The 21,121-nt window shown below is 66.8% G+C and carries 18 protein-coding genes; 16 read left to right on the top strand and 2 right to left on the bottom strand.

Annotated features, from left to right (window positions below):
- Positions 1–17 precede the first annotated feature (17 nt).
- On the top strand, positions 18–1,274 hold the full coding sequence (locus tag ACFFQA_RS02890; RefSeq protein ID WP_377849983.1) for a hypothetical protein: 1,257 nt from the start codon (positions 18–20) through the stop codon (positions 1,272–1,274).
- On the top strand, positions 1,258–1,758 hold the full coding sequence (locus tag ACFFQA_RS02885) for a VWA domain-containing protein (RefSeq protein ID WP_377849982.1): 501 nt from the start codon (positions 1,258–1,260) through the stop codon (positions 1,756–1,758). Before ACFFQA_RS02890 ends, ACFFQA_RS02885 begins: the two co-directional genes overlap by 17 nt.
- A 248-nt stretch (positions 1,759–2,006) precedes the next feature.
- Here ACFFQA_RS02885 and ACFFQA_RS02880 read toward each other — a convergent pair whose 3' ends face one another.
- Positions 2,007–2,741, bottom strand: a complete 735-nt coding sequence (locus ACFFQA_RS02880; protein ID WP_377849981.1) for a MarR family transcriptional regulator — start codon at positions 2,739–2,741, stop codon at positions 2,007–2,009.
- A 343-nt stretch (positions 2,742–3,084) separates the two neighbouring features.
- Here ACFFQA_RS02880 and ACFFQA_RS02875 point away from each other — a divergent pair, with 343 nt between their 5' ends.
- From ACFFQA_RS02875 to ACFFQA_RS02810, 14 genes are all read left to right on the top strand, one after another.
- A complete protein-coding gene (locus tag ACFFQA_RS02875; RefSeq protein ID WP_377849980.1) occupies positions 3,085–3,546 on the top strand; it encodes a hypothetical protein in 462 nt (153 codons plus the stop codon).
- 290 nt (positions 3,547–3,836) lie between these two features.
- Entirely contained in the window at positions 3,837–4,139 is a 303-nt protein-coding gene (locus ACFFQA_RS02870) for a hypothetical protein (RefSeq protein ID WP_377849979.1), read from the top strand.
- Between the two features lie 125 nt (positions 4,140–4,264).
- Positions 4,265–4,819, top strand: a complete 555-nt coding sequence (locus ACFFQA_RS02865) for a restriction endonuclease (RefSeq protein WP_377849978.1) — start codon at positions 4,265–4,267, stop codon at positions 4,817–4,819.
- Between the two features lie 397 nt (positions 4,820–5,216).
- Positions 5,217–6,365, top strand: coding sequence for a pPIWI_RE_Y domain-containing protein (locus tag ACFFQA_RS02860; RefSeq protein WP_377849977.1), 1,149 nt, complete (start codon positions 5,217–5,219; stop codon positions 6,363–6,365).
- On the top strand, positions 6,362–9,727 hold the full coding sequence (locus ACFFQA_RS02855) for a pPIWI_RE_Z domain-containing protein (RefSeq protein WP_377849976.1): 3,366 nt from the start codon (positions 6,362–6,364) through the stop codon (positions 9,725–9,727). The genes ACFFQA_RS02860 and ACFFQA_RS02855 overlap by 4 nt, the downstream gene beginning before the upstream one ends.
- Before the next feature lie 3 nt (positions 9,728–9,730).
- The gene (locus ACFFQA_RS02850; RefSeq protein WP_377849975.1) at positions 9,731–12,487 is read left to right on the top strand and encodes an RNaseH domain-containing protein; all 2,757 of its coding nucleotides are present in this window, start codon (positions 9,731–9,733) and stop codon (positions 12,485–12,487) included.
- Positions 12,488–12,863: 376 nt separating this feature from the next.
- A complete protein-coding gene (locus ACFFQA_RS02845; protein WP_377849974.1) occupies positions 12,864–13,112 on the top strand; it encodes a hypothetical protein in 249 nt (82 codons plus the stop codon).
- Entirely contained in the window at positions 13,109–13,690 is a 582-nt protein-coding gene (locus tag ACFFQA_RS02840) for an RNA polymerase sigma factor (RefSeq protein ID WP_377849973.1), read from the top strand. The genes ACFFQA_RS02845 and ACFFQA_RS02840 overlap by 4 nt, the downstream gene beginning before the upstream one ends.
- Complete coding sequence (locus ACFFQA_RS02835) at positions 13,687–14,235, top strand: hypothetical protein (RefSeq protein WP_377849972.1); 549 nt, start codon at positions 13,687–13,689, stop codon at positions 14,233–14,235. The genes ACFFQA_RS02840 and ACFFQA_RS02835 overlap by 4 nt, the downstream gene beginning before the upstream one ends.
- A gap of 474 nt (positions 14,236–14,709) precedes the next feature.
- A complete protein-coding gene (locus ACFFQA_RS02830) occupies positions 14,710–15,690 on the top strand; it encodes a hypothetical protein (protein ID WP_377849971.1) in 981 nt (326 codons plus the stop codon).
- 332 nt (positions 15,691–16,022) lie between these two features.
- Positions 16,023–16,358 (top strand): hypothetical protein, encoded by a 336-nt coding sequence (locus ACFFQA_RS02825; protein ID WP_377849970.1) that lies wholly within the window; start codon positions 16,023–16,025, stop codon positions 16,356–16,358.
- 9 nt (positions 16,359–16,367) lie between these two features.
- Positions 16,368–16,967 carry a DUF3558 domain-containing protein gene (locus tag ACFFQA_RS02820; RefSeq protein ID WP_377849969.1) on the top strand — a complete coding sequence of 200 codons (600 nt, stop codon included), beginning with the start codon at positions 16,368–16,370 and terminating at the stop codon, positions 16,965–16,967.
- A gap of 76 nt (positions 16,968–17,043) precedes the next feature.
- A complete protein-coding gene (locus tag ACFFQA_RS02815) occupies positions 17,044–18,174 on the top strand; it encodes a hypothetical protein (RefSeq protein ID WP_377849968.1) in 1,131 nt (376 codons plus the stop codon).
- Positions 18,171–18,920 (top strand): ESX secretion-associated protein EspG, encoded by a 750-nt coding sequence (locus ACFFQA_RS02810; RefSeq protein ID WP_377849967.1) that lies wholly within the window; start codon positions 18,171–18,173, stop codon positions 18,918–18,920. Before ACFFQA_RS02815 ends, ACFFQA_RS02810 begins: the two co-directional genes overlap by 4 nt.
- A gap of 197 nt (positions 18,921–19,117) precedes the next feature.
- On the opposite strand, the gene ACFFQA_RS02805 is transcribed toward ACFFQA_RS02810, so the two are convergent.
- Complete coding sequence (locus ACFFQA_RS02805; RefSeq protein WP_377849966.1) at positions 19,118–21,037, bottom strand: ATP-dependent nuclease; 1,920 nt, start codon at positions 21,035–21,037, stop codon at positions 19,118–19,120.
- Positions 21,038–21,121 lie beyond the last annotated feature (84 nt).

The raw sequence follows: 21,121 nt of genomic DNA, 5'->3' as shown, positions 1-21,121 counted from the left end.
CGGGAGGAGAGCCTGCCATGAGCGGCCATCTGATCACCGACGACACCGCGACCGCCACCGTGGTCGACCCGGCCGCTGCGCCGGGATGGTGGGCGCTGTCGGCCGCGATGACCGACCAGGTGGTCGACGTCGCCGACCGGGAGGACCTGATCGTCACCATCGCCCCTGGTGCCGGGCATGGTGCCCCCGCCTGTTTCTTCCCGGCCCGGGCGATCATCGAGATCGACGGACTCCACCTCGGCACCCTTGACCCGGCCACCGCGAGACCGCACCGCATCGCCGACCGTGCCCGCTACGCCACCGCGTGGGGCCTGCTGGTCCACGAATGCGCCCACGTCCGCCACTCCCACTGGAGCGCACCCTCCGGGACCCCGCCCGGGGCTCTGGAGGCTGCGACTTTGTTGGAGGAGTCCCGGATCGAGGTGGCACAGATCCGGCGCCGCCCGGACGATCGCCACTGGCTGCGCGCCGCGAGCACCCGCCTGATCCTGCACGACCTCCTCACCACCACCGGCGCCGGGGCCATGACACGGCAGGAGGCAGCCCAGGCCGCCGGGCTGGTGTTGGCGCGCACCGACGGCGGCATCTTCACACCGGCCGAGACCGCGCCCCTGGCGCGCATCGTCGCCGATGTCCTCGGATCCGGGCTTCTCGCCGAGCTGCGCGAGGTGTGGCGGCAGGCCCGCATCGTCGCCGATACCGATGCCACCGGCATGATCGAACTCGGGTACCGGTGGTGCACGCTGGTGGGAATCGAGCCCGACGCCCCCACTACCGCCCCGGACAACCCGATGCTCGGACCGTCGCGGCCGTCGGCGATCACCACCGCTATCGCCGAGGTCCTGGCCACCGTGGCCACAGCAGTCACTGCCCTCGCCCCATCCCCAGGGGGGCGCGCACCGCACGAGCACTGCCACCGCCGACGCGGCCGCACGGGAGAGCGCCGAGCAGGCCGCCAGCACCGTGTTCACCCCCACCGCACACCCCCGCCGGAAAGGAGCAGCACGCACCCCGGTCACCGGCACCCGCACCCCCACGACCGCCGAGCGCACCGCCGCCCGCACCCTGGCCCGCGCACTGAGCACAGCAGGCATCCGCGACCGGGTGGCCACCCCCGTCACCTCGGCCGTCCCACCGGGACGACTGCGCATGCGCGGCGCGCTGGCCGTCGACGCCCAACGCGCGACCGGAGCGATCCCGACTGCAGAGCCGTTCACCCGCACCACCCGCACGATTACCCCCGCACCGCCGCTGCGGGTGGGCATCGCCTGTGACGTCTCCGGTTCCATGCGCGCCTACACCGCACACGTTGCCTCGGCCGCCTGGATCCTGGCCCACGCCGCCCACCACACCCGCATCCCTGCCACTACCGCCACGATCGCCTTCGGCAGCGGTGTCCACGCCATCACCCACCCCGGATCCGCCCCGGCCGTGGTGACCGAGTTCGCCGCCCGCGACTGCTACGAGGACATCCCCACCGCGATCGACGCCCTCGACGGTGCCCTCGGACTCGCCCACCCCGGCGCGGCGCGGCTGCTGGTCATCGTCTCCGACGGCCACTACGACCCCCACGCCCGCCGCGACGGCCAACACCGGCTGGATCGGTTGCGCGCCAATGGGTGCGGCGTGCTGTGGCTGGCCACCAACGCCGCAAACGAGCCCCTACAGGGCGCGTTCGTGCACCAACTGAACGACCCCGCCACCACTGCGCGCGCCATCGGCCGCGCCGCCACAGCGGCCCTGCGCGCCGCACGCTAACCCCAGGACACCTCATGCGCGGCGGCTCGACGCCGCACGCCTCCGCCCGTCGATGCCCTACACCGGTTGCACCCCAACAACATCGCGCAGGACACAGCGAGACCCGGTCACCGTCGAGAACCAGGGGCGGACACAACGGCGGGCACACTGCACGGGACGACGACGCCTCGGCGCGGTCGACCGGGCGTCGGCACAACACGGCCGCAGTGCCCGACGAAGCGATTGGGCACTGCGGCACGTGCTTGCTGTCAGCGAGTCACGATGGTGTACCGCTTCGGGCGCTCGCCCGTCTGCGCGGCATATCCCTCGGCGACCAGCTTCTCCAGCGCGTTGGTGATCGCCCCGGCGGAGCGGCCCAACATCCGCCCGATCTCCGTCGGCCCGCACTCCCGGCCCGACCGTGCGCGCAGGAAGTCCTCGACCATCCCGCGCAGCTGCCCCGACACCAACCGACCCGTGACCCTGCCTGTCGATACCGCATCAGGTGCGACCGGGGCGGGAGTCGTTGTTGGCGTACCGCTCACGGGCGGCTCGCTCGTCGCGTCGCCGTGCTCGGGCGCGCTGCCACCGCCGGTCCCGTCCGGTGCGGGCTGGTCGTCCTCCGCCGAGGCGTCGCCGTCGCCGTTGACCGTCTGCACTGCCGGGTCGGGACCGGTCCTGTCGTCGGGCGCGGGCGGGTCGGTGTCCTCGGTCTCGTCGGGGGCGATTCTCCATCGGTCGGCGGTGCGACGGCCACCGGTGGCGATCCCGGAGATCCGCTCGACGCTGCCATCAGTGCTCCAGGCCGCGAGAATCTTCGCGGCGGTGGAGCGCCCGACCCGGGCCGAGGCCGCCAGCTCGCTGGTGGTGGTACCGGGATGGGCGTGCAACGCCTGCCACACCTTGTCCTCAGCGGCCGTACGGGACGCCGACGGGGTGGTCTCGGGGACAGCGCGCAGGGCACGCAGCGAACCCGCGGTCGTGTTGGTGTGTTTCGTGGGCATGACGATCTCCTCGACGTGTGTGCCGTAGATAGGGGTCATGCCCCGGCCGGGGCGGTACGGCCCTGGGGTGCGCATCCGTGGGTGGTGCGGGCCGCACCTCTATGGACGCTTGGACCATCGGAGAAAGTCAAGCGCGCGATCGGGACACCCGCCGTCGTCGAGGAGATGAATTTCCTTCTGCAGCAAAGGGATCGGTCCTCGCCGCACTGATCGCGGAAGGCTCACGCCGATCGGGGCATCGACCACACAGTGTCGCGATCGTCGGGTTGACACCGCCCTCGAGACCAAGCGTCCATAGACGACGACCAATCACTGAAGCGCTGAAACCCAAGGGGCACAAGGCATGTCAACCTCCCGCCATCTCGACCACGCCCCCGTGGAGAACTACGTCATCCGTGGGAGCCACTCGGGCACCGGACCCGGCTACACCCTGGAGGCTGCGGCGGTCCGCATCTGCGAGGACATCTCCGAGCTCCGTCATGACGGCGGCATCTCCGACGAGGTGCACACCACCGTCACCGTCCTTCCCCAGCAGGGAATGCTGGAGATCAGGGTTCTCGGCCTGGAGTCCGAGGCCGACCCGGATCGCGTGATCGGGCTCAACCTCCTGACCGATCTCTTCGTCCTCGCCAGCATGCACAACACCGCCTCCATGGATGAGCGAATCCCGCCCCAGTTTCGTATGCGGATCCTGCTCATCGACGCCGACCACACCCCTTACGCCGCCCTCCTGGGCACCGCCGTGGGAGATCTCGACATCGAGCACACCGACACGAATACGGCCCGGGACAACGACATCCCCTGACAGCCCACACCAACCCGGCACCAGGAGCACACGGCCCTTGCGTCGAACACGCCCACAGGTGGGGCACTGCTCTCCTCGAACCGAGAGTCCTCATTCGACACGATGACCGAGGATTCGCCGTGTGCCAACGCTTCCCTCTTCCCGAGACGGTCGCCGACCGGGCTCGGGCACGTGATGCACGTCTGCATCGAGGTCACCGCACACGGGTGTCCCCCCTGTTCGGGTGGCCTTCCCGCAGCGCTGCGCACGGTTGCGCAGCACCCGTCCGATCGCGTGCCATTCTGCTTGCCATGCACAAGAATTGCGTGACCACGGCCCTCTACGGATACGGGCGTCTGACCGTGTTCCAGGTGCGGGAGAGTGTTGCCGTCCTCGAGACTCTGCTGGAGCAGGGCCTGTGCCCTCGCTGCGGCGGGCAGCTGCCCGAGTGGCCCGACACCTCGCATGCGATCTACGACGCCTGCGTGGAGATCTGCAACACCCGCGGGAACGACGAAGCCCTCGCACAGTTCCGCAACCACGGGATCGTGCCTCCCCTCGCGGAGTGGCCCACACTCTCGACCGCGCCCCGCCGGAGCCACGCGAAGGTCTGAATCTCCTTCTCTTCGGAAGCGCATCTGTTCTCGGCGGTCGCACGACAGCTGCTGTGCGGTCAGGCGGGTCAGGTACTCCACCTGACCGCGCAGCGCGGTGTTGGTAGGCGAGCTACCCTCGCCCCATGCCGGTAGAACGCCATCGTGAGACCGCGTGGCTCGCCTACGAGGAACACATCGCTCAGGTAGCCGTGGCATCGAACCCATGGATCGTCAGTGCCCATCAGGGCGTCGTCCACAATGGCACGGCGCGGGGGCGGCAAACCGACGTCGTGCTCGTCGGCGTCCTCTCGCACAAGCAGATCCTCGTGCCGGTCGAGTGTAAGCACCGCAAGCGTCCCGTGGGCATCGGGGTCGTGGAGGAGTTCATCGGCACACTGCTCGATCTGAACCTCGATGGTGGTGTTCTGGTGTCCTCCTCGGGGTTCACCGAGCCCGCTCGTCTGCGGGCGCAGCGCTCGTCGAGCCCGGCGATCCTCCTCCGACACGTGCCGTACGCCCCCTGTAGGGGATCAACTCGGGCTGAGGAGGCGATGATCCTCACCCACGAGGACATGGCCGATCCCCGATGGAGTCACGAAGGCTTCTTCCTGGACGCTAGGATCAGGATGATCTGCAACCGCATAGCGCCCCTGCCATCAATCACTCAACGTCTCGGACGTCTCGCGCGAGCTGCGTAGACATGACGGGTCCGCGATTGACCGCGTGCGTCTCCGCCAGAACCTGAACGAGCAAGCACTGGTTCGCCACGTCGCACACGAGCCTCGAGACAGGTGGTCGCGCAGCGGGTGGGGTTGGTGTGCAGCAGCAGATCCGACATACAGGGCCGCCCAAGAGCGGCTCCCTGGGCAGCTGATGCTCTATACGGGGTAGGAATTTCCCCGGAGCGACCACCCAGATGGGTGGAGGTGGGGGTAATGGTCCGGTGTGGGTAGCCGGAATTATTGACTAGGCCAGCTTGTCGGATGACAGGACAAGCTTGCCATACCGGAGTTGTTCACCCGGTGTGGTGACACAGGTCGATCCCGTTGCTCCGAGGGGTCTTTGATTGTCGGTGCCGCTGTTTAGCTTCTCGCCATGGCACAGCAGACCTCGCAAGAACGAGCGCCGGATCCTGATGAGGAGACGGTGACGCCGGTACCGGAGCAGTGGCATCCGGTAGTGCTCGGCATGATCGCCAGCGGTCTGCTGGAGCTTTCCAATGTCTTGCAACGGCAGGCAACGTTTCCCACGCCCTACCCTGCCACCCTGCAGCGAGCGCTGGATCGGATGACCGTGATGGCCATGACCGCCGACGTCGAGGTCCCGCGCAGTGTGATGGACCTGGCGGCCTGGGCGCACTGCCCCTTCTCCGAGTGGCCTTTCCGGCCCTACGTGGAGGGGATGACCGGTGACGAGGTGCTCCTGGTCAAGGGAACGCCGAGCAAGGCCTGTTTGGAATGGGCAGTGATCTCCGGCGATGTCGAGGGTGAGATCCGTGAGCGCCTGCTGATCCACGGCGTGCTCGATGCGTGTAAGGCCGACAACGACCAGAACGCCTACGTGAACTTCCGGGCGCTGCTGGTGGAGAAACCAGCGATGTCGGAGCAGGACCTCGCCTTCCTCCGCAGTGACGCCAAGTTCACGTTGTTGGCCGAGGAGATCCGCAGTGCCTACCAACCCGCACCGGCCGAGGCACTCATCGACGGCGAGGCGCTGATCTGCGCGGGGTGCAAGAACCTCTGGACCCTCGACCTCGACGGGGCACGTCGTTGCCAGGAATGGGACTGTCCGGATCCCAGCAGGATCGAGACCCGGCTGCCTGCCGCGGAGGGGGTGGTGTGGCTGCGGCGGGAACTCCGCATGTTCATCTCCGGACCGGGGCGAGCCGAGCTGCGCATCGCTGACGCCCTGCGCCGCCACGGGCTGAACGTGCACCTGTGGCCGGGCTTCGATGCCTGCGACATCCTTCCCGAATCCGTTCCCTGGGCGGCGGATGTGAAGTCCTGGACCAACCCCGTCAGGTTGGCGTGGCGGTTGACCGAGCGTCCCTTCATCGTCCCGGACAACGCCGAACGCGGGTACATCGTCATCGCCCAGGAGCAAACCCGTGGACGGCCGGAATACATCCGAGCGTTGCGTAACCATTGCAGCTGGCTCAAGAAGGCGTCCACGCGCGTGGAGGTCGTGACCGAGAAGACCTACATCGACCGCGTGGTCGCAGAAGCTCGGAAGAGGCAGTCGTGAGGGACAGCAAGTCCTGGAAGAAGAACATCGCCGACGATCTGGCCCAGGAAGGGGATGCCCCCGACGCTCGCCGTACCGGCATCCGGCTGGTCGAGGTCGAACTCCTGCTCTACCTCGCCGGCCAGGTTGCTCCCACGCATCCGATTCAGCATGCGTGGGCTCTTCTGGGCGGTTATCCCTTCCTGGCCGCGAGCCAGGACACCATCCCGACCGAGCACCAGAGCATGATCTCCACCGCGCGCCATCTGCTGCTGTGGTTCAAGGACAACGCTGACTGGCTCCAAGCCCTGACGAGCTACACCGACTTCCAGGAAGGCATGCGTGGCTACGACCTGGACCTCAGTCACGGCACCGCCACCCCCCGGCAGCCGACGGTGCTGCCGGACCGATTCGACTACTACCAGGACGTATTGACCCACCCGCCTCCGGACGCCACGACCACGATCACCGTGGCCGAGCCGGGGCAGTTCTTCAACCAGGCTCAGAGCGACACCAGCGTCACCATCCCGGACTGGTTTCCGGCCAGCCCCGCCACGGCCGGGCACGATGTACAGCCCCGGACCGATCGTGAAGCGGTGGAACCACGGTGGAAAGAGCTCGAAGCCGCCGCGCTCTGGGGTGATACCCGTGAACGAGATCTCGGCTGGCCCGAGGAGCAACGGTCCAACTGGGAAGAGCGTCTGGCCCGGGTCACCTTGGAAGTACGCCAGGCGGACAACACCTTCTCGGGGACCGACATCCTCACCATCGACGGAATCATGCACATGATCGGCATGGTCGGGGCAGGCAAGAGCACGCTGGTCGATGTCCTCATCCTGTGGTGCCACCTGAACGGAAAGCGGATCTGCATCGTCGCCGACAACGTCACTGCGGTCCTCCGTAAGACCGTGCACCTGCAAGCCCTGGGAATCGCCGCGGCACCCATCCTCGGGCAGAGCAACCGCGTCCAACATCTCACCCGGCTGCACCGGTTGACCAACGCACGCAACGGCCGCATCGCACCGACCGACGAGCGCATGTTCGACCTACTGAGCACATCCTGCGCCCTCGACGGACTCCGCGATCACGCCGCCACCCCGTGGGAGATCCGCCACGCACCCTGCCTCGGCCTGGTGCCTGCCGAACCGGCCGCCAAAGACACCGCACCCACCATGAGGGCATGTCCGGTGTGGCACAGCTGCCGACGCCACCAACCTTCCCGGGATCTGGTCCAGGCAACGGTATGGGTGGCCACCACCGCCAGCCTCGTGCACACCGCCGTTCCCACGCACCTCAACAGCGAACGACTGCGCTACCTCGAATTGGCATGGCGGCGCAGCGACCTCATCGTCGTCGACGAAGCCGATCGCGTTCAAACCCAACTGGACTCGGTGTTCAGCCCCGAGCAACAACTCATCGGTGAGGACTACGACGCCTGGCTGGACGAGGTCATCGACCGCACCAAGAAAACCATCCGCCAGGCAGGGCGCGAACCCATGCACGAACCCCGGGTGCGTCAGTGGCTGCTTAACCTGGACAACGCCAACACCGCCGTGGACATCATCTACTCCGCGCTCTCCCGCGACGGAGCCCGCCGCCAACCCGCCCTCTCACGCCGCTGGTTGGACAAGGCGTACTTCACCGAATGGACCTTGTCCCAACAGCTTGCCCAGTCCTGGGCCGGACACGGCCCTGCAGTCGGCAACTCCCACCAACCCACCGAAGGATGGCAGGACAGCAAGGTCTTTCTCCGTTTACGGAAAGCCTTCGACGAGCTGATCGACGACCCACTGGGAACAACGGAATCCGAGAACCCGCTGACCCAGCAAATGCTCGTACTCACCGCGCAGATCCTCCGTGATGCCAACGAAACCGTGCGAACACGACGGGTCAGCGACTGGCTGACCGGCATCGTCAAGGATTTCAGCGCCGAGGGCATGACCCTGACCCTCGACGACATCGAACGACAAGCCGTGCGACTGGAGTTCACCCTCGCCGTCGCAGTGCTGGCCTACGCCCTGGACCACGCGATGATCATGTTCCGCGCCATCGAGATGGAACTGGGATTGGAAGGGACCAGCTCGGCGCTGTTCCACCGTGCACCACCGGACTACCAGCCCGTCGTTCCCGACTCACCCATGGGCAACGTCCTGGGATTCCAGTACCTCGACGACGACACCGACCGACGCCGGACCAAGACGAAAATGGGCCGCCTACGGTTCTTCCGCTGTCACGGCATCGGACGATGGGTCCTGCTCCACCTCCACGACCTGTTCGCCACCGACACCGACCGCGGCCCCAATGTCCTGCTGCTGTCGGGGACCAGCTGGGCCGGGACCTCCGCGCGCTACCACATCGACATCCCCGTCACCGCGATCCTGGCCCCACCACCCACAGAGCTCGATGCCGTACGCCGCAGTCGATTCGAGTTCTTCCCCCTGTTCGCCGGCGACCACAGCTGTCCGATCAAGATCTCCGGCAAGTTCGGCGAACAACGAGAACTCGCCCTCCGGCAGATGATCGCCCAGCTCGCCGATCCCGGTGCAGGCAAGAGCATCCTGGAACAACACCGCGACGGCCTACCCGCCAACCGGCAACGGCTCCTGCTGTTGGTCGGCAGCTACGCCGAAGCCCGCCTGGCCGCCCAACACCTCGTTTCCTTGCGCAGCAACTGGAAAGACCACGTCCTGCACCTGGTAGCCGACGACGAGGAGTTCACCCACTCCTGGGACGGCCCCACCGGTCTGCGCCGCAGCGAGGTCCACACCCTGGCCGCGACCCCAGCCTGGATCCTGATCGCACCACTACTGGCGATCGAACGTGGCCACAACATCCTCAACGAGGATAACAAAGCCGCCATCGGCGCCGCTTACTTCCTGGTCCGCCCCCACCCTCGCCCCGACGACCTGAGCTACGTCATCCAACGGGTCAACCGGTGGGCCACCCGCCAGATCCACGACCGTTTCCCCGTCGTCGACCCGGCCGACCGTGCCGAACTGGGCCGCTGCGCCACCGCGTTCCGATCAGCAGGACACCGCCAATGGCGATGGCTGCTCAACCTCAAGCTCGCCTACAGCAACCTGCCCGTCCTGGAACGCCAAGCCCTGGCCTGGACCCAGCTGGTCACCATCTGGCAGGTCATCGGTCGCCTCGTCCGCGGAGGGGTTGCCGCAGAGGTCTACTTCTGCGACGCCGCCTTCGCCCCCGGCGCGGCGCGCCGCTCGGACACCGACACCGACGACGCCTCCTTGAGCCTGCTCATCGGTCTCCGCGAGGTCCTGAGCCCTTACTTCGCTCCCGGCAGTACCGACCCCGACACCTACCTCGTCGATGCCCTCTACGGCTGCCTCCACGAGGCTCTGTCCCAGCTCGAAGGACTGTGACCCATGGCCGCATCCCCCCGCTACCGACACCTGCAGACCGCTGCGTTCCGCCTGCGCCCGGACGCACCGCTGCAGCGCCGCATGTACCTGCTTCGCTTCCCCGAGGCATGGAAGAAACCCCTCACCACCCTGTCCAAGCCTCGCCGCGACGGCAAGGAACACCGCTCCGTCCCGATCCGCCTCCTCAACGAGGTCCTCGCCGCGCTCGTCCCCGACGTGATCACCGTCGCCACCAAAGCCACCATCGGCGAGCAGGCGCCCTGGATCTACAGCGACACCGAGGTCGACACGCGAGCGCTGTTCAGCATCGTCGCCGCCTGGGTCCGCGCCTACTCCAGCGACAGGAAGAAGACCACCACGCTCCTGGAACAACTCGACCACGGCGACCTGCACTGGGAAACCCGCGACATCAACTTCACCACCCTCACCAGCGACCCCGGAGACGACGAGGAACGCGCCCAGGAGCTCTATCGACTCCTGCCCCACGTCCTGGCCGCTGAGCTGAGCAACCCCGCCCTGTGCCACGAGCACTACAACCCGCCCGACCCCAACCACGATCCCGAGACCGAGGACACCGCCGACACCGAGCAGCACTCCAGCACACCCCGAACCCCGCAAGCCAGGTCCTGGTTCCACCGGGTCCCGGCCCCACAGGGCGCTGCGGTCATGAACTGGCCTCCGCACCGCATGCCCGCCAGACCGCTGTCGTTCCTGCTCCGCATCACCACCCAAACCCGAGCCTTCGACGATCAACCGGTGATCCACCTCTCCGTCGGCACCCGCCGATGGGCGCACAAGGACTCCAAGCTCAGCTTCAACCGCGACCACAGCGTCTACCTCCTGCCCGAAGTCCCCTGGATCAAGGGAATCGAGAAGTCCCGCAGCTTCCTGGTCGCCGGGATCGAGTCATGGAAGAAACCGGCACCGGACACCGACGAAGGCTTCGAATACTCCGCCCGCTGGTCCGGCGGCAAGATCGGCAGAATCCTGGCCGACCTCGGACTGGATGCACGCCTGCCCGACCCCGACGACATCAAGAAGACCCCGGCGCGGGGGCTGACCAAGACCGACGCCGCTGCCCTGGTCTACCGCAACGGCATGTATTCCTTCGACCACCCCGTCGCCCCCGGCGCCTCGCTGGCGGACAAGGTTCCCCTGGTGGACTGGGTGAGCTCGACCCTCTCCCCGTACCTCGAGCGCATCGCCCCTCTGCCCAGGGGCAACAAGGTCCTGGTGGACCGCGATGAGCTCAAAGCCGGCAAGTACGGCTGGGTCGACCCCGCACGGCTACGGGCAGCGATCGCCGAGACCGTAGGCCCCACTCTCGGCGTTGACATCTTCTACGACACCCGACAGACCCGGCAGGATGCCTGTACCACGCTGGCCACCCTGCTTGATGTCGACCTCACCGAAGCCATCGACGCTGCGGCGGCGGCGACCGTCACCGTCGTCACCGACGAGCTCACCATTGTGCTGACCGTGCGTCCCGTCGGACGATGGGGCGGCTCGCTCGCCGGGGACGAGAGCCTCATCGGTGTCAGGGACCGGCTCCAGGCTGCTGTGACCACCCGCGTGGACACGATCACCGACTCCCTGGGTACTGCCGACCTGCCCACCGTGTCGATCGTGGAAATCAAGGGCAGGAAGTCCTACAGCGGGAAACTACGGGCCGCCGACCCGAAGTTCGCGATCAAGGTCGGGCTGTCCCGAACCCTGCGCCTGAGCCAGTGTGTCACCGCCTCACGGCCGGCCGGTGTGGATGAGGACGGCAACGACATCCCGCCTCCGAAATCCAATCTCGAGAAGATGACCAGCAGCTGGTACGACCTCCTGCGCCAACTCGGGGTCCGCGTCGGTGACCTACCGGTGAAGCTGGAGGGAACCAGCATCACCCAAGCCCCGGCCTACCTGGCGTTCTGGCTGATCCGACAGAACCGCCGCGGCTGGGAGGGCATCACCCGGCAGATCCCGGTGGCAGTCCTGATCGACCCGAGTGGACGCTCCATCAAGGTGCACGCACCCAATGTCGGGTGGATGCCCCTACACCAAGCACAACACGAGATCAGCAGACTCCACATGCTGACCGACCAAACACGCACACCCGAAGAGATCACCCGCTTCTTCGAGGGCGCACTGCGCAGCGTCGCCCGGCAGCATCCGTCTTTGCTGTTGCTCACCTGTGCCCAGAACCTGCGCTGGGGATGGCCCCACCTCAACAACCTCGACATGGCGATCGACACCATCAAATTCGGAACCCACCCCCAGAACATCACCCGCTATCCCGGGCTCCGCCACATCCGGGTGCGTACCACCGAACGCGACGAAGTCCCCGACACCTACGCGGTCAACGCCACGAAAGCAGGCCACGCGCCCGGCTACTGGCCCATCGACGACCGCACCTACTACAGCACCGGCGAAAAACCCCACAGCGCAGGAAAAGCCACCCTCTCGGCCTCGAAGATCGTTCTCCGATGGCGCAAGGGAAAGCCGGTCGCCGCCAGCACCAAGGCGATGGTCTGGAACGCCCGCGCCGTCGAGACCACCGTGGCGGGAATGCAGCCCGGCGACAACGCCGAGGACTGGGCAGCGCTGGCCCACGGCCTTCGCTGGGCGACCTCACACTACGACTACGCCGTCTCCCTGCCATGGCCCTTGGCCATCGCCCGCAAGCTCGGCGAATACGTCATGCCCGTGGAGCTGTTGGAAGACCTCGAAGAGGAAGACACCTCCGGCGCCGACCAGGAGGCCGAGCCGCAGTAAACACCTGCAGTAACAACGACACTGCGACCACGGGGCTGTGTCTGGTCGGTGTTCGCCGCTGCGCCAACACCATCGCTGCCCCCGCAGCGGGCGAACACCGGCCGAATAACCACACCTATCACCTGGGCGGAGCTACCAGGCGCGAGCAGATCAACACCGTGACGACTGCCAGGTTCTTCCTCCTGCCCAATCGGTCGGGCTTCCAACGGCCGGTCGACGTAGTGGGAGGCCCGAGCTGGGCAAGCGTTGGGGCAGCTACCCCTCATCACTGCGGCCAGCCGTAGTGACGGACGTCACAGTCAAGGTTGGGGTCGCTCGAGCGATGTCTTCACACGTCCGCCTCGATCGAGGCGTCCAACCCAGCCAGGAGCAGTTCATGGTCGACGACACCACGGCGAGCGGAGCCTCCACGCCGGAGACTCCGATCACGGGTGGCCATGCGACAGGGCCGGAGCCGATCGTGAGCGTGATGCTGCGAGAGCGCTCGCGCCGCACCACGATGACCAGCGTGCTCGACCGGCTCGTCCAGGGCGGAGGGCAGTTCGCCGAACTACGGGCCGACGGCAGCGGCTGGTCGGTCTCTATTCCCGCCTCCCCACCACACCACGAGGCGCCCGCCCGGTGAGTGACAAGCCAACTCCGGGCTCGGCCTCGGCCGCCAAGAAGGCTGCCGAGGCCGAGTTCAGGGTGTTCCACAAGGCGATGTTCGTCCGGTTGCGCCGCTACAGCTCGAGGCTGCTGCGGCAGACCGAGGGCGGCTACGACATTGCGCAGGAAACGCTCGCCGCCCTCTGGAAGAAATGGGACTCGATTCCCCCGGACAAGCGAAGGCAGGCGGCCTACGTCATCGCCCACAACAAGGCGGTGGATGAGATCAGGAAGCTCGTCAGCCGCGATACCGCTTTCGGGAAGCTGCCGGCACCTCCAGAAACCTACGACCACGACGCGGCTGCGGATCTCGCCGTGATCCAGGCCGCGATCGAGGACTTCGCTCCTCAAGAGCGCGCAATCATGATCATGACCATGGACGGTCTGGAGCCCTCGGAGATCGCTGAGGTGCTGGGCATCAGACCAGGCTCGGTCTGCTCAAGGCTGTCGCGCACCCGCAGCAAACTGCGAGCCCTGGTCGGGAGGCGACGTCGGGGCACCCACTCGCAGAGACCGACCAACGACCCCGCACTAGGAGGAGGTTCGTCCGCGTGATCAACAGCTTCCTGATGATCGCCCTGAGCACGGTGGCGTTGGCCTCTGCGGCGGCGGTGATCCTGCGACTTCGGGCGCCCGTTCTCAGCGAGGACGAACTGGACCGTCTGTTGAACGAACTCAACCGCACTGAGGTACCGGAAACAGTCGAAGAACGCGCTGCGCAGCAGGCAAGCCTCGCCCAGATCTTGGCCGACCGGCCGGTCAGCACCTCCACGCCCGACATGCCGCCACGTTCACACCCACAGTCGGGCCATTCGCGCCCAAGACCAACCCACGCCAGGACTCATCCGCAGCGACACCGCAGTCCTGCGCTTCGGGCTCGCATAGCCCTACTCGCAGCCCTACTCGCGCATGTGGCCGCCTTGGCGGGGCTCGCCTACGAATATCTCGGCCTGGTCACTGCCGTTGTCGTCGTCGGCCTCGGCTTGCCGGCCGCGATAGTCCTGAACCTCTGCCGATTCAAGCCGGTGCCGCGGACCCCGCTCGGATTGCGGACACAGGAGAAACACTGCATGGAGAGGAACAGGGAGCTGCCCCAGTGAGATAGCGGTAGATCGTGATCTTGGCAGCGCGGAGTTGGCAAACGGATGCGGAAGATTCTTGCTCTTACAGAAAGGATCTTATGCATCGGAGTGGGCCTCGATAAAGCAGGACACGGCGGGCGCCGTGGTCTCGATCACCGCGCCCGCCGCCTGGCGGCAGACGGCCTACCGCATGGCACAACTCGCCCAGGGCGACGGCACGGCGGCTACGACATGGCTTCCTTCCCCTATCCAGCCGCATCGCCATCGCCCTCGTGCGCGCCTCCGCCGACCACACGGCCTGCGCACCTGCGGAGTTGGCGTGGGCGCTGCCGTTCCGCGACCACGGCCGCGCCCTGGCACATGCTGTTACCGCGGGCAGCGGGTGCATCTGGGTCGCCTTATCCGGTCACGGCCTCGCAACCGTTACCTCACACCGGGTCGCTCTGCGAAGGTGAGAGATGTAGCAGGGCTGGCCGAGGAGAGGCGCGGAGCATGAGTGGCACAGGACCAGCAGGTGTACCGATCCCGCAACGCTGTGCCCACCTGCCCACTGATTCCCGTGGCTACCCCATCATCGCCACCGTCGGCCGCGACGAGGACACCATCGACTTCGGGACCGTCTCCGAGTACCGCAAGCTCGTGCTGGCGACCTTCGACCTCTGCGGAGTGTGCGGCCTGCCCTTCGGCGAGGAACTGCGCTGGCAGGTCGGCTTCCGGCCAGAAGCCCTGGAGGCCACGGGAGGCATCGAGGCTGCCGAGGCGCCGGTTCACGAGATCTGCGCCCTGTACTCCGCCCAGGTGTGCCCGTTCGTATCCTCCCCGTACGCGCGCCTGGGCGATGAGTACCGCAAAGGCGCCAGGCGACCGGAACAGGTGATCCTGGCCGGCTCCACGCGCACCGAGCAGCTCTGCGTCCGGCCCTCACCCTGGCAGCCCGGCACGAAGATCCTCACCTTCCGGATGGCCGACCTCACCCGCAGCCATGTCCTGCACGATGCCGAACAGGCGCGGGCGGCCTACACCGAAGCTCTCGCCGACGACACACCACTGGCGCTCGATACCCAACAGGAACAGCTCACCGCGTTGCTGTGTCCGTTGACGCAGGAGGAGAACGGCGGGCTGTTGGCGGGTGCAGCCTGGTGCGTCGGGGCTGCGTTCTGCCCCGATCTGGGTGCCGTGCTGGGCATGGATGTCTTCGCCCGGGACAGCCGATACCGACAGGTCGCCGAACAGACCGTGCTCGATGCCGGATTCGCCGACGCCTACGCCGGCACCAAGCGCGATGCGTCTCTCCAAGCGGGCTTGAGATGGTTGTCGACCCGCACCGAGTTGCCCGAGCTGCTGAAGCACTGGCGGCGCAGTGCGCGAGGGCGACTCGTCCGCACCGCTCGCAAGGACAATGGACCGAGCCAGGAGCAGCGACGCAAGAGCGCGCGACGGAAGCAGAAGGCCGCACGCCGCAGAAACCGCTGAGCCCCGGACCGTAAGGCCTCTTCCGCGACGGTCCCGTGGACCAGGGATGGGACACGTGTCGACAGTTCGGAACGACCCGAGTGATCGCTGCTCCGCTCCCCGAATCCCCTGACGTGCTCCTTGTCAAGGAGACAGCGTCGACGGATCGTAGGCACCTGTCTGGGTTGACATTCTCGGACGCTCCCGGAGCTGGCGCTTGCTATGGCAAACTGGTCGATCGGGGGCGATGCCTCGTGTACCCGCAGATGTTCGGGTCGCGAGCAGAGCGTAAGGGGGACGCGGTGGGGGCGGATCGGAGTGTCGGGAACACCGGAGAACGACCGGCAGCGCCGATGCAGACCATCGAGTACAACCGCGACACCATCCTCCTTCTCTACACCGCTTTCCTCGACGAAGGCCTGTCCCTGCGCAGGGATATCAGCGAGTTGTCCAAAGACTTGTACATGCCCCAGTTGGGTGGGGATCCGGTGAGTTCGGACGCGCGCGATGCGTTCACGCACAAGCTCCGGGGCGCCCCTGATTCGATCGTCAAGCGTTCCCTCGAGCACGCGGACAATCTGATCCAGACCGCCCATGCCCTCAAGGAAGTCGCCAAGACCTACGGCTATACCGAGGAGCACATCGAGGCGTCGTTCAAGTCCATCCTTCCCGGCCTCTACAAACCTTAGGTGTGGCGCGTGCGTTCCAGATCTCCGATGCTTCCCATCGTCGTTGTCGCGGTTTCTCTCGCCGGTTGCACCAGTGTCGGCGCAGGGACTCCGACTCCGGCGGGTACGACTGCGACGACGTCCGTTGCCGCCTCGGGGTTGCCGGCCCGGCCGCGCGAGGTCAGCCTGAAAGGACTGACGGGGCAGGACATGTGCAACCTGATCACTGTCGATCAACGTCGACAGCTCAATGTCGATGTCGGCAACGTCAGGCCACGCGAGAACGGCAGCCGCAGCAAGGAACCATCCTGCGCTTTGAACCGCATCGATGCCGCGCCCTATATCGAGGTGGATCCTTTTGTCGTCACCAGCGAGGACATCACGAACCTGGTGGGACGCCGCGGCAACACTGAAGGGCGACCGGTCGTGATCGGAGGATTCCCGGCGGTGGAATCTAACCTGGTCGGGGTCCGCGACGAGTGCTACGCCCACATCGGAGTAGCTGCAGGCCAGGTTCTGGGTGTCCAGGCCACCGAACCCAGCGAGGCCATGTCCATGCCGGAGATCTGTGCTTTGGCTCGTCGCGCCGCTGGGATGGCGCTGGAGAATCTGCTCAAGCTCAGGCCGTGAACAGGGGGCGGCGGTGAAGGAAGCGATCGGTTCCTACCGGTATGAGAACCATCCATTGCCGGTGAAGTATCAGTGGATGCAACAGGGGCAGGGGCCTGCCGCCGTCGCCGGTGTGTCCGACACCGTGAAGAAGGTCGGTGACCGTCTGCTGGAGTCGAACATCCGGCTCCGCACGGCCTTGGCCAAAGCCGGGCAGGAGTGGACCGGGGTCGCGGCGCAGCGGCTGCAGCAGTCCGCCAACGCTGCCTACCAGGCGCTCGACGACGCCACCGATGATGCGGGCAAGGCCAACACACAGATCGCCTACTACCGGGACTCCTTCGCGGCCACGAAACCGAAGATCCCGCCGCCCCGCGAGAAGGTCGGGTTCTTCGAGGCGCTCATCAAGAACCGGGGTAACCCGATCGCCGCGTTGAGCGAGGTCACCGTCGATCAGTACACGACGTTGGCGGCCAACGTCATGGCGGACAACGAGGCCAACAGAGCCCTCTACCAGCACGAGAAAATGGCGCAGAGCTCCCTGGAAGCGGTGCCTCGGGTGCCTGCTCCGCCGCCGATCGCGGTGAAGGGCGCGATCGCCGAGCCCGGCCCCCAACCGGCGCCCCCGGGGCCGAGTCCGGTTCCACCACCAGGTGGCGGCAGACCACGAGACATCGGCGGTGGCCGGGACGTCGGTGGGAGCGCCCTACCCGGTGACGGCGGCCCGCCGGTGCCCGGCCAGGAACCCCGAGCGCCGGTGCCGCTCGAGCGAGACGGCCAGGTTCGCCTGGACCGGGGCGAGATCGATCAGGCCAGGGCGGACGTTTCCGGCCGACCCGGTCCCTTGTCCGAGGCTGGAGGCACCGTGTCCTACGGCGGTGGCGGACCCGGTTCCGGTGGCAGTAGCGGGGCGTTCACCGGGTTCGGCCCGATGCTCGGCGGTGGCGGTGGCGGTGGGGCCGGTGGTGGTGTGCCGTCCAGCCCGCCTCGAGCGCCCTGGGCAGGAACCGCTCCCGTCCCGGGTGGCGCTCCGGGCACCGGTGCCGGCCCGAGCGGTGGGGGGATGCGTCCTGGTGGGTCGGCCGGTTCGCTCCTGCAGCCCGCGGTCGGCGGGGCGGGTAACGGTGAGGATGATCAGGAGCACTCCAACCGGTTCTGGCAGAAGAACGACGACATCTTCGGGGTGGACGATCTGCCCAAGGTCGCGCCCCCGGTGATCGGGGAATGAACGCCGACCTCCAGCTGACCGCCATCGAGCTGGACGTCTGTTGGGAAGTCCTGGGGTTGGGTGAGACGCCGCTGCAGCTGGAGTTGCCCAGCCCCGGCGGCACCTGGGAGCAGCGCCGATACCTCACCGGTCAGGTCCTCGCCACGCTGGCCCGGCGCGGGCTGGCCCACGCCGGCGCACTGCATCCGGGCCTGGAGAACGACCTGCGTCACCTGGCGCAGGCACGCTGGATCGCCGACGCGCGGGTGGCGATCGACGGACGCTGTGTCCGTGCGATCGCCACCGCTTGGTCCCGGCAGGGCGTGCTCCTGGTTCGCGACGACGAGCACGTCCGGTTGCGCCGGACCAGCGACTCCGCGGTGCTCGGTGAGCTCGTCGCTGTCGCCGGGCAGGTGCGGGCCGGATCCGGTCACTCGGTCAACGTCGGCGCCGAGGCGTTCCAGACTGTTACCGCAGGCGCTCCGGCCTCCGAACACGTCCTGGCCGACCGGCTCATCGACCGCGGGGAAAACCCGCGAGAGATGCGCGCGCTCGCCTGGATGTGCAGCGGTGTCACCGCTGTCGGGCAGTTCGGGATCGTCACCGGTCACCGCCGTGCCGCGCAGGTGATCGGGTTCCACGACACCCCGACGGGCCGCTATCTCCAGATCCGCAACAACGCGTGGCTGACCATCGCCCCGGCCGACAACAACCTGCTCGCCGCACGCCTCCGGGAACTGCTGGACAGATCACTTCCCGCCGCATAGAGATCCCGCGCACAGGTGTGCTTGCCCTGCGGCTATCTGTTCGACCTCCCGGCAGACGCCCCTGGGGGACCACTGCTTCAAGGACAGCCAGGTGGTCTACGGCGTAAAGCCCTGTGCTCGTTGTGGTTCTCGGGAGGGAGCCGAGCTCCATCACCGGGCGCCCGTGGCATTTCGGCTGCGCCGGGTGTACGAAGAGATCAGGACGGCAGCAGGTTGTTGAGTTTGGTGAACAACCGCTCGGCCCTGTTCAGGGTTGTATCGCTGAGAGCAGGGATCAACGAGACCTGTTCCCGCAACAGCAGTGCGGCAGGTTTGTAGTGGCTGAACTTGCCGCCTGAGGTGTCGTGGGCGCGGAAGTACGTCTCGACCTGGCGAACGATTCTGGGGTCGTTCTCGTTGAGCGCCGCTGCGGTGATCGGCGACGTCAGGTGGCCGGCGTAGGCGCGGTTGACCAGCTCGAGGTAGAAGTCGCGCTCGAGGAGGTCCTCGATGTCGGCATCGGCGGTGTCGGTGAACTCCCTGATCTCCACCAGACCGTGCTTGCCCAGCTGTGTGGTGTCCTGCAACCGCTTGATGGCGCCACGGTCCTGGGTACTGGAGTCGGTCAACACCGCGACGTTGATCTTGTTGGCGCCGAGCAGCGTGGCGAAGGTCGACAGTTTGCCCGAGCCGCCGATGGGCGTCTTGACCCAGCGAGGATCCAGGCCGGTGCGCCCCTGCTGGGTCAACGCCTCCGACAGCACGTCGAGGTAGATCAGATCGCTCGGCCCCTCCAACAGCAAGCAGTGCGGCCCGATGAACAGGCTCTGGGTCATGTCGATGCCCATCGCCGCGTACAGCGGGAAAGCAGTGTCCTCATCGGCCTTGAAGATGTCGGCGGAGATCTTGGTGCCGACGTCGTCGTGGTCGATCACCGTGCGCACGCGCTGCAAGTGGTTGGGAGAAACCATGAACGGTGAATGGGTGGTGTAGAGGACCTGGTGCTTGGGGGCCAACCGCTCGTCGATCAGCCGCAGCAGGTCTTCCTGCGCGCGGCCGTGCAGCGACAGGCCCGGTTCGTCGAGCAACAGGATGAGATCCTGATCGGCTTCCTGCTCCAGCTCTGTGAAGTACGCCAGGAACGAGAAGAACCAGACGAATCCGCGGGAGCGCTCGTCGAAGGGAACCGACACCCGGTGACGGCGGTTGTCGACCCGGATCTGCAGGATCGGCCCCTTGTCCAGCGGGCTCTGCGCTCCCGGTTCGGGTTGGAAGAACTGCAGCAGCACCGCCAGTTCGGTGTTCTGTGACCAGTACCGAAAGACCTCGTCGGAGATCGTGGTGCTGGCGTTCTCGAGCTCGCGCACCAGATGCTCGTGGTTGGTGCTGCCGTTGAAGTCATCCGGCGTGGCGCCCGCCATGTCGAGCAGACTGACCAGGGCCTGCTCGCCACGTGTGAGCACGTTCTGGCTCCGGCGCTGGATGAGATCCGGGATGGACACCTTGCCGGGCATGACGTCGTAGTCACCGAAGTAGACGAACTTGGGCACCCGTGGGGCCAGCAGACTGTGCAGACAGTTCTCGGCGGTGCCACCCCCTGCCTCCAGCTGCTGGAGCATCGTCGTCACCGCAGTAGGCCGGTCCGGGAGAGCACGCAGGGCCTCGACGAATTCCTCGACGGTGTTTGTCGGCTTGATGTTCTGCTTCGAGGTGGGGTCCAAGCGCTCCATCAGATGCCAGAGCATCTTCTGTTCGTTGTAGTCGATCTCGAGGTCGTAGCCGTCGTCGCGGTAGCCCGCGGTCAGAGTCACCCGGTCACTGGTGAGCGCATCTGGACCGAACTCGTCGGTAACCAGGGCCTTCTCGTCGGCGTTCAGCTCGAAGGTCGCCCGCACCACAGGGATGAACTCGTCAACAGCCTTCAGTTTGCGTCGACGGGTCAGCTTGGCCGGAAAGTCGATGACCTCGTCGAACGTGGCGGAGGACTCGACCGGGTTGAGCCGATAGAGAGCACGCAGCATCGCGGTCTTGCCCGACTCATTCTTGCCGACCAGGCAGGTCACGTCAGGCTCCACTGCGAACTCCTCGGAGTCCTCGACGGAGCGGTAGTTGGTGACATGGGCGTGGAGCAGCAGCACTCGCGGTTCCCTTCGGCCTGGCATCGGCACAGCGAAGCGACGAGAGCCGACTCCCCCTGCAGTCAGTGACCCGTCAGTTCGCGA

The sequence above is a fragment of the Allokutzneria oryzae genome, assembly GCF_042429765.1.
Lineage (GTDB): Bacteria > Actinomycetota > Actinomycetes > Mycobacteriales > Pseudonocardiaceae > Allokutzneria > Allokutzneria oryzae.
The sequence above is the reverse complement of the archived record's forward strand: the minus strand, read 5'-3'. Positions and strand labels throughout refer to the sequence as shown.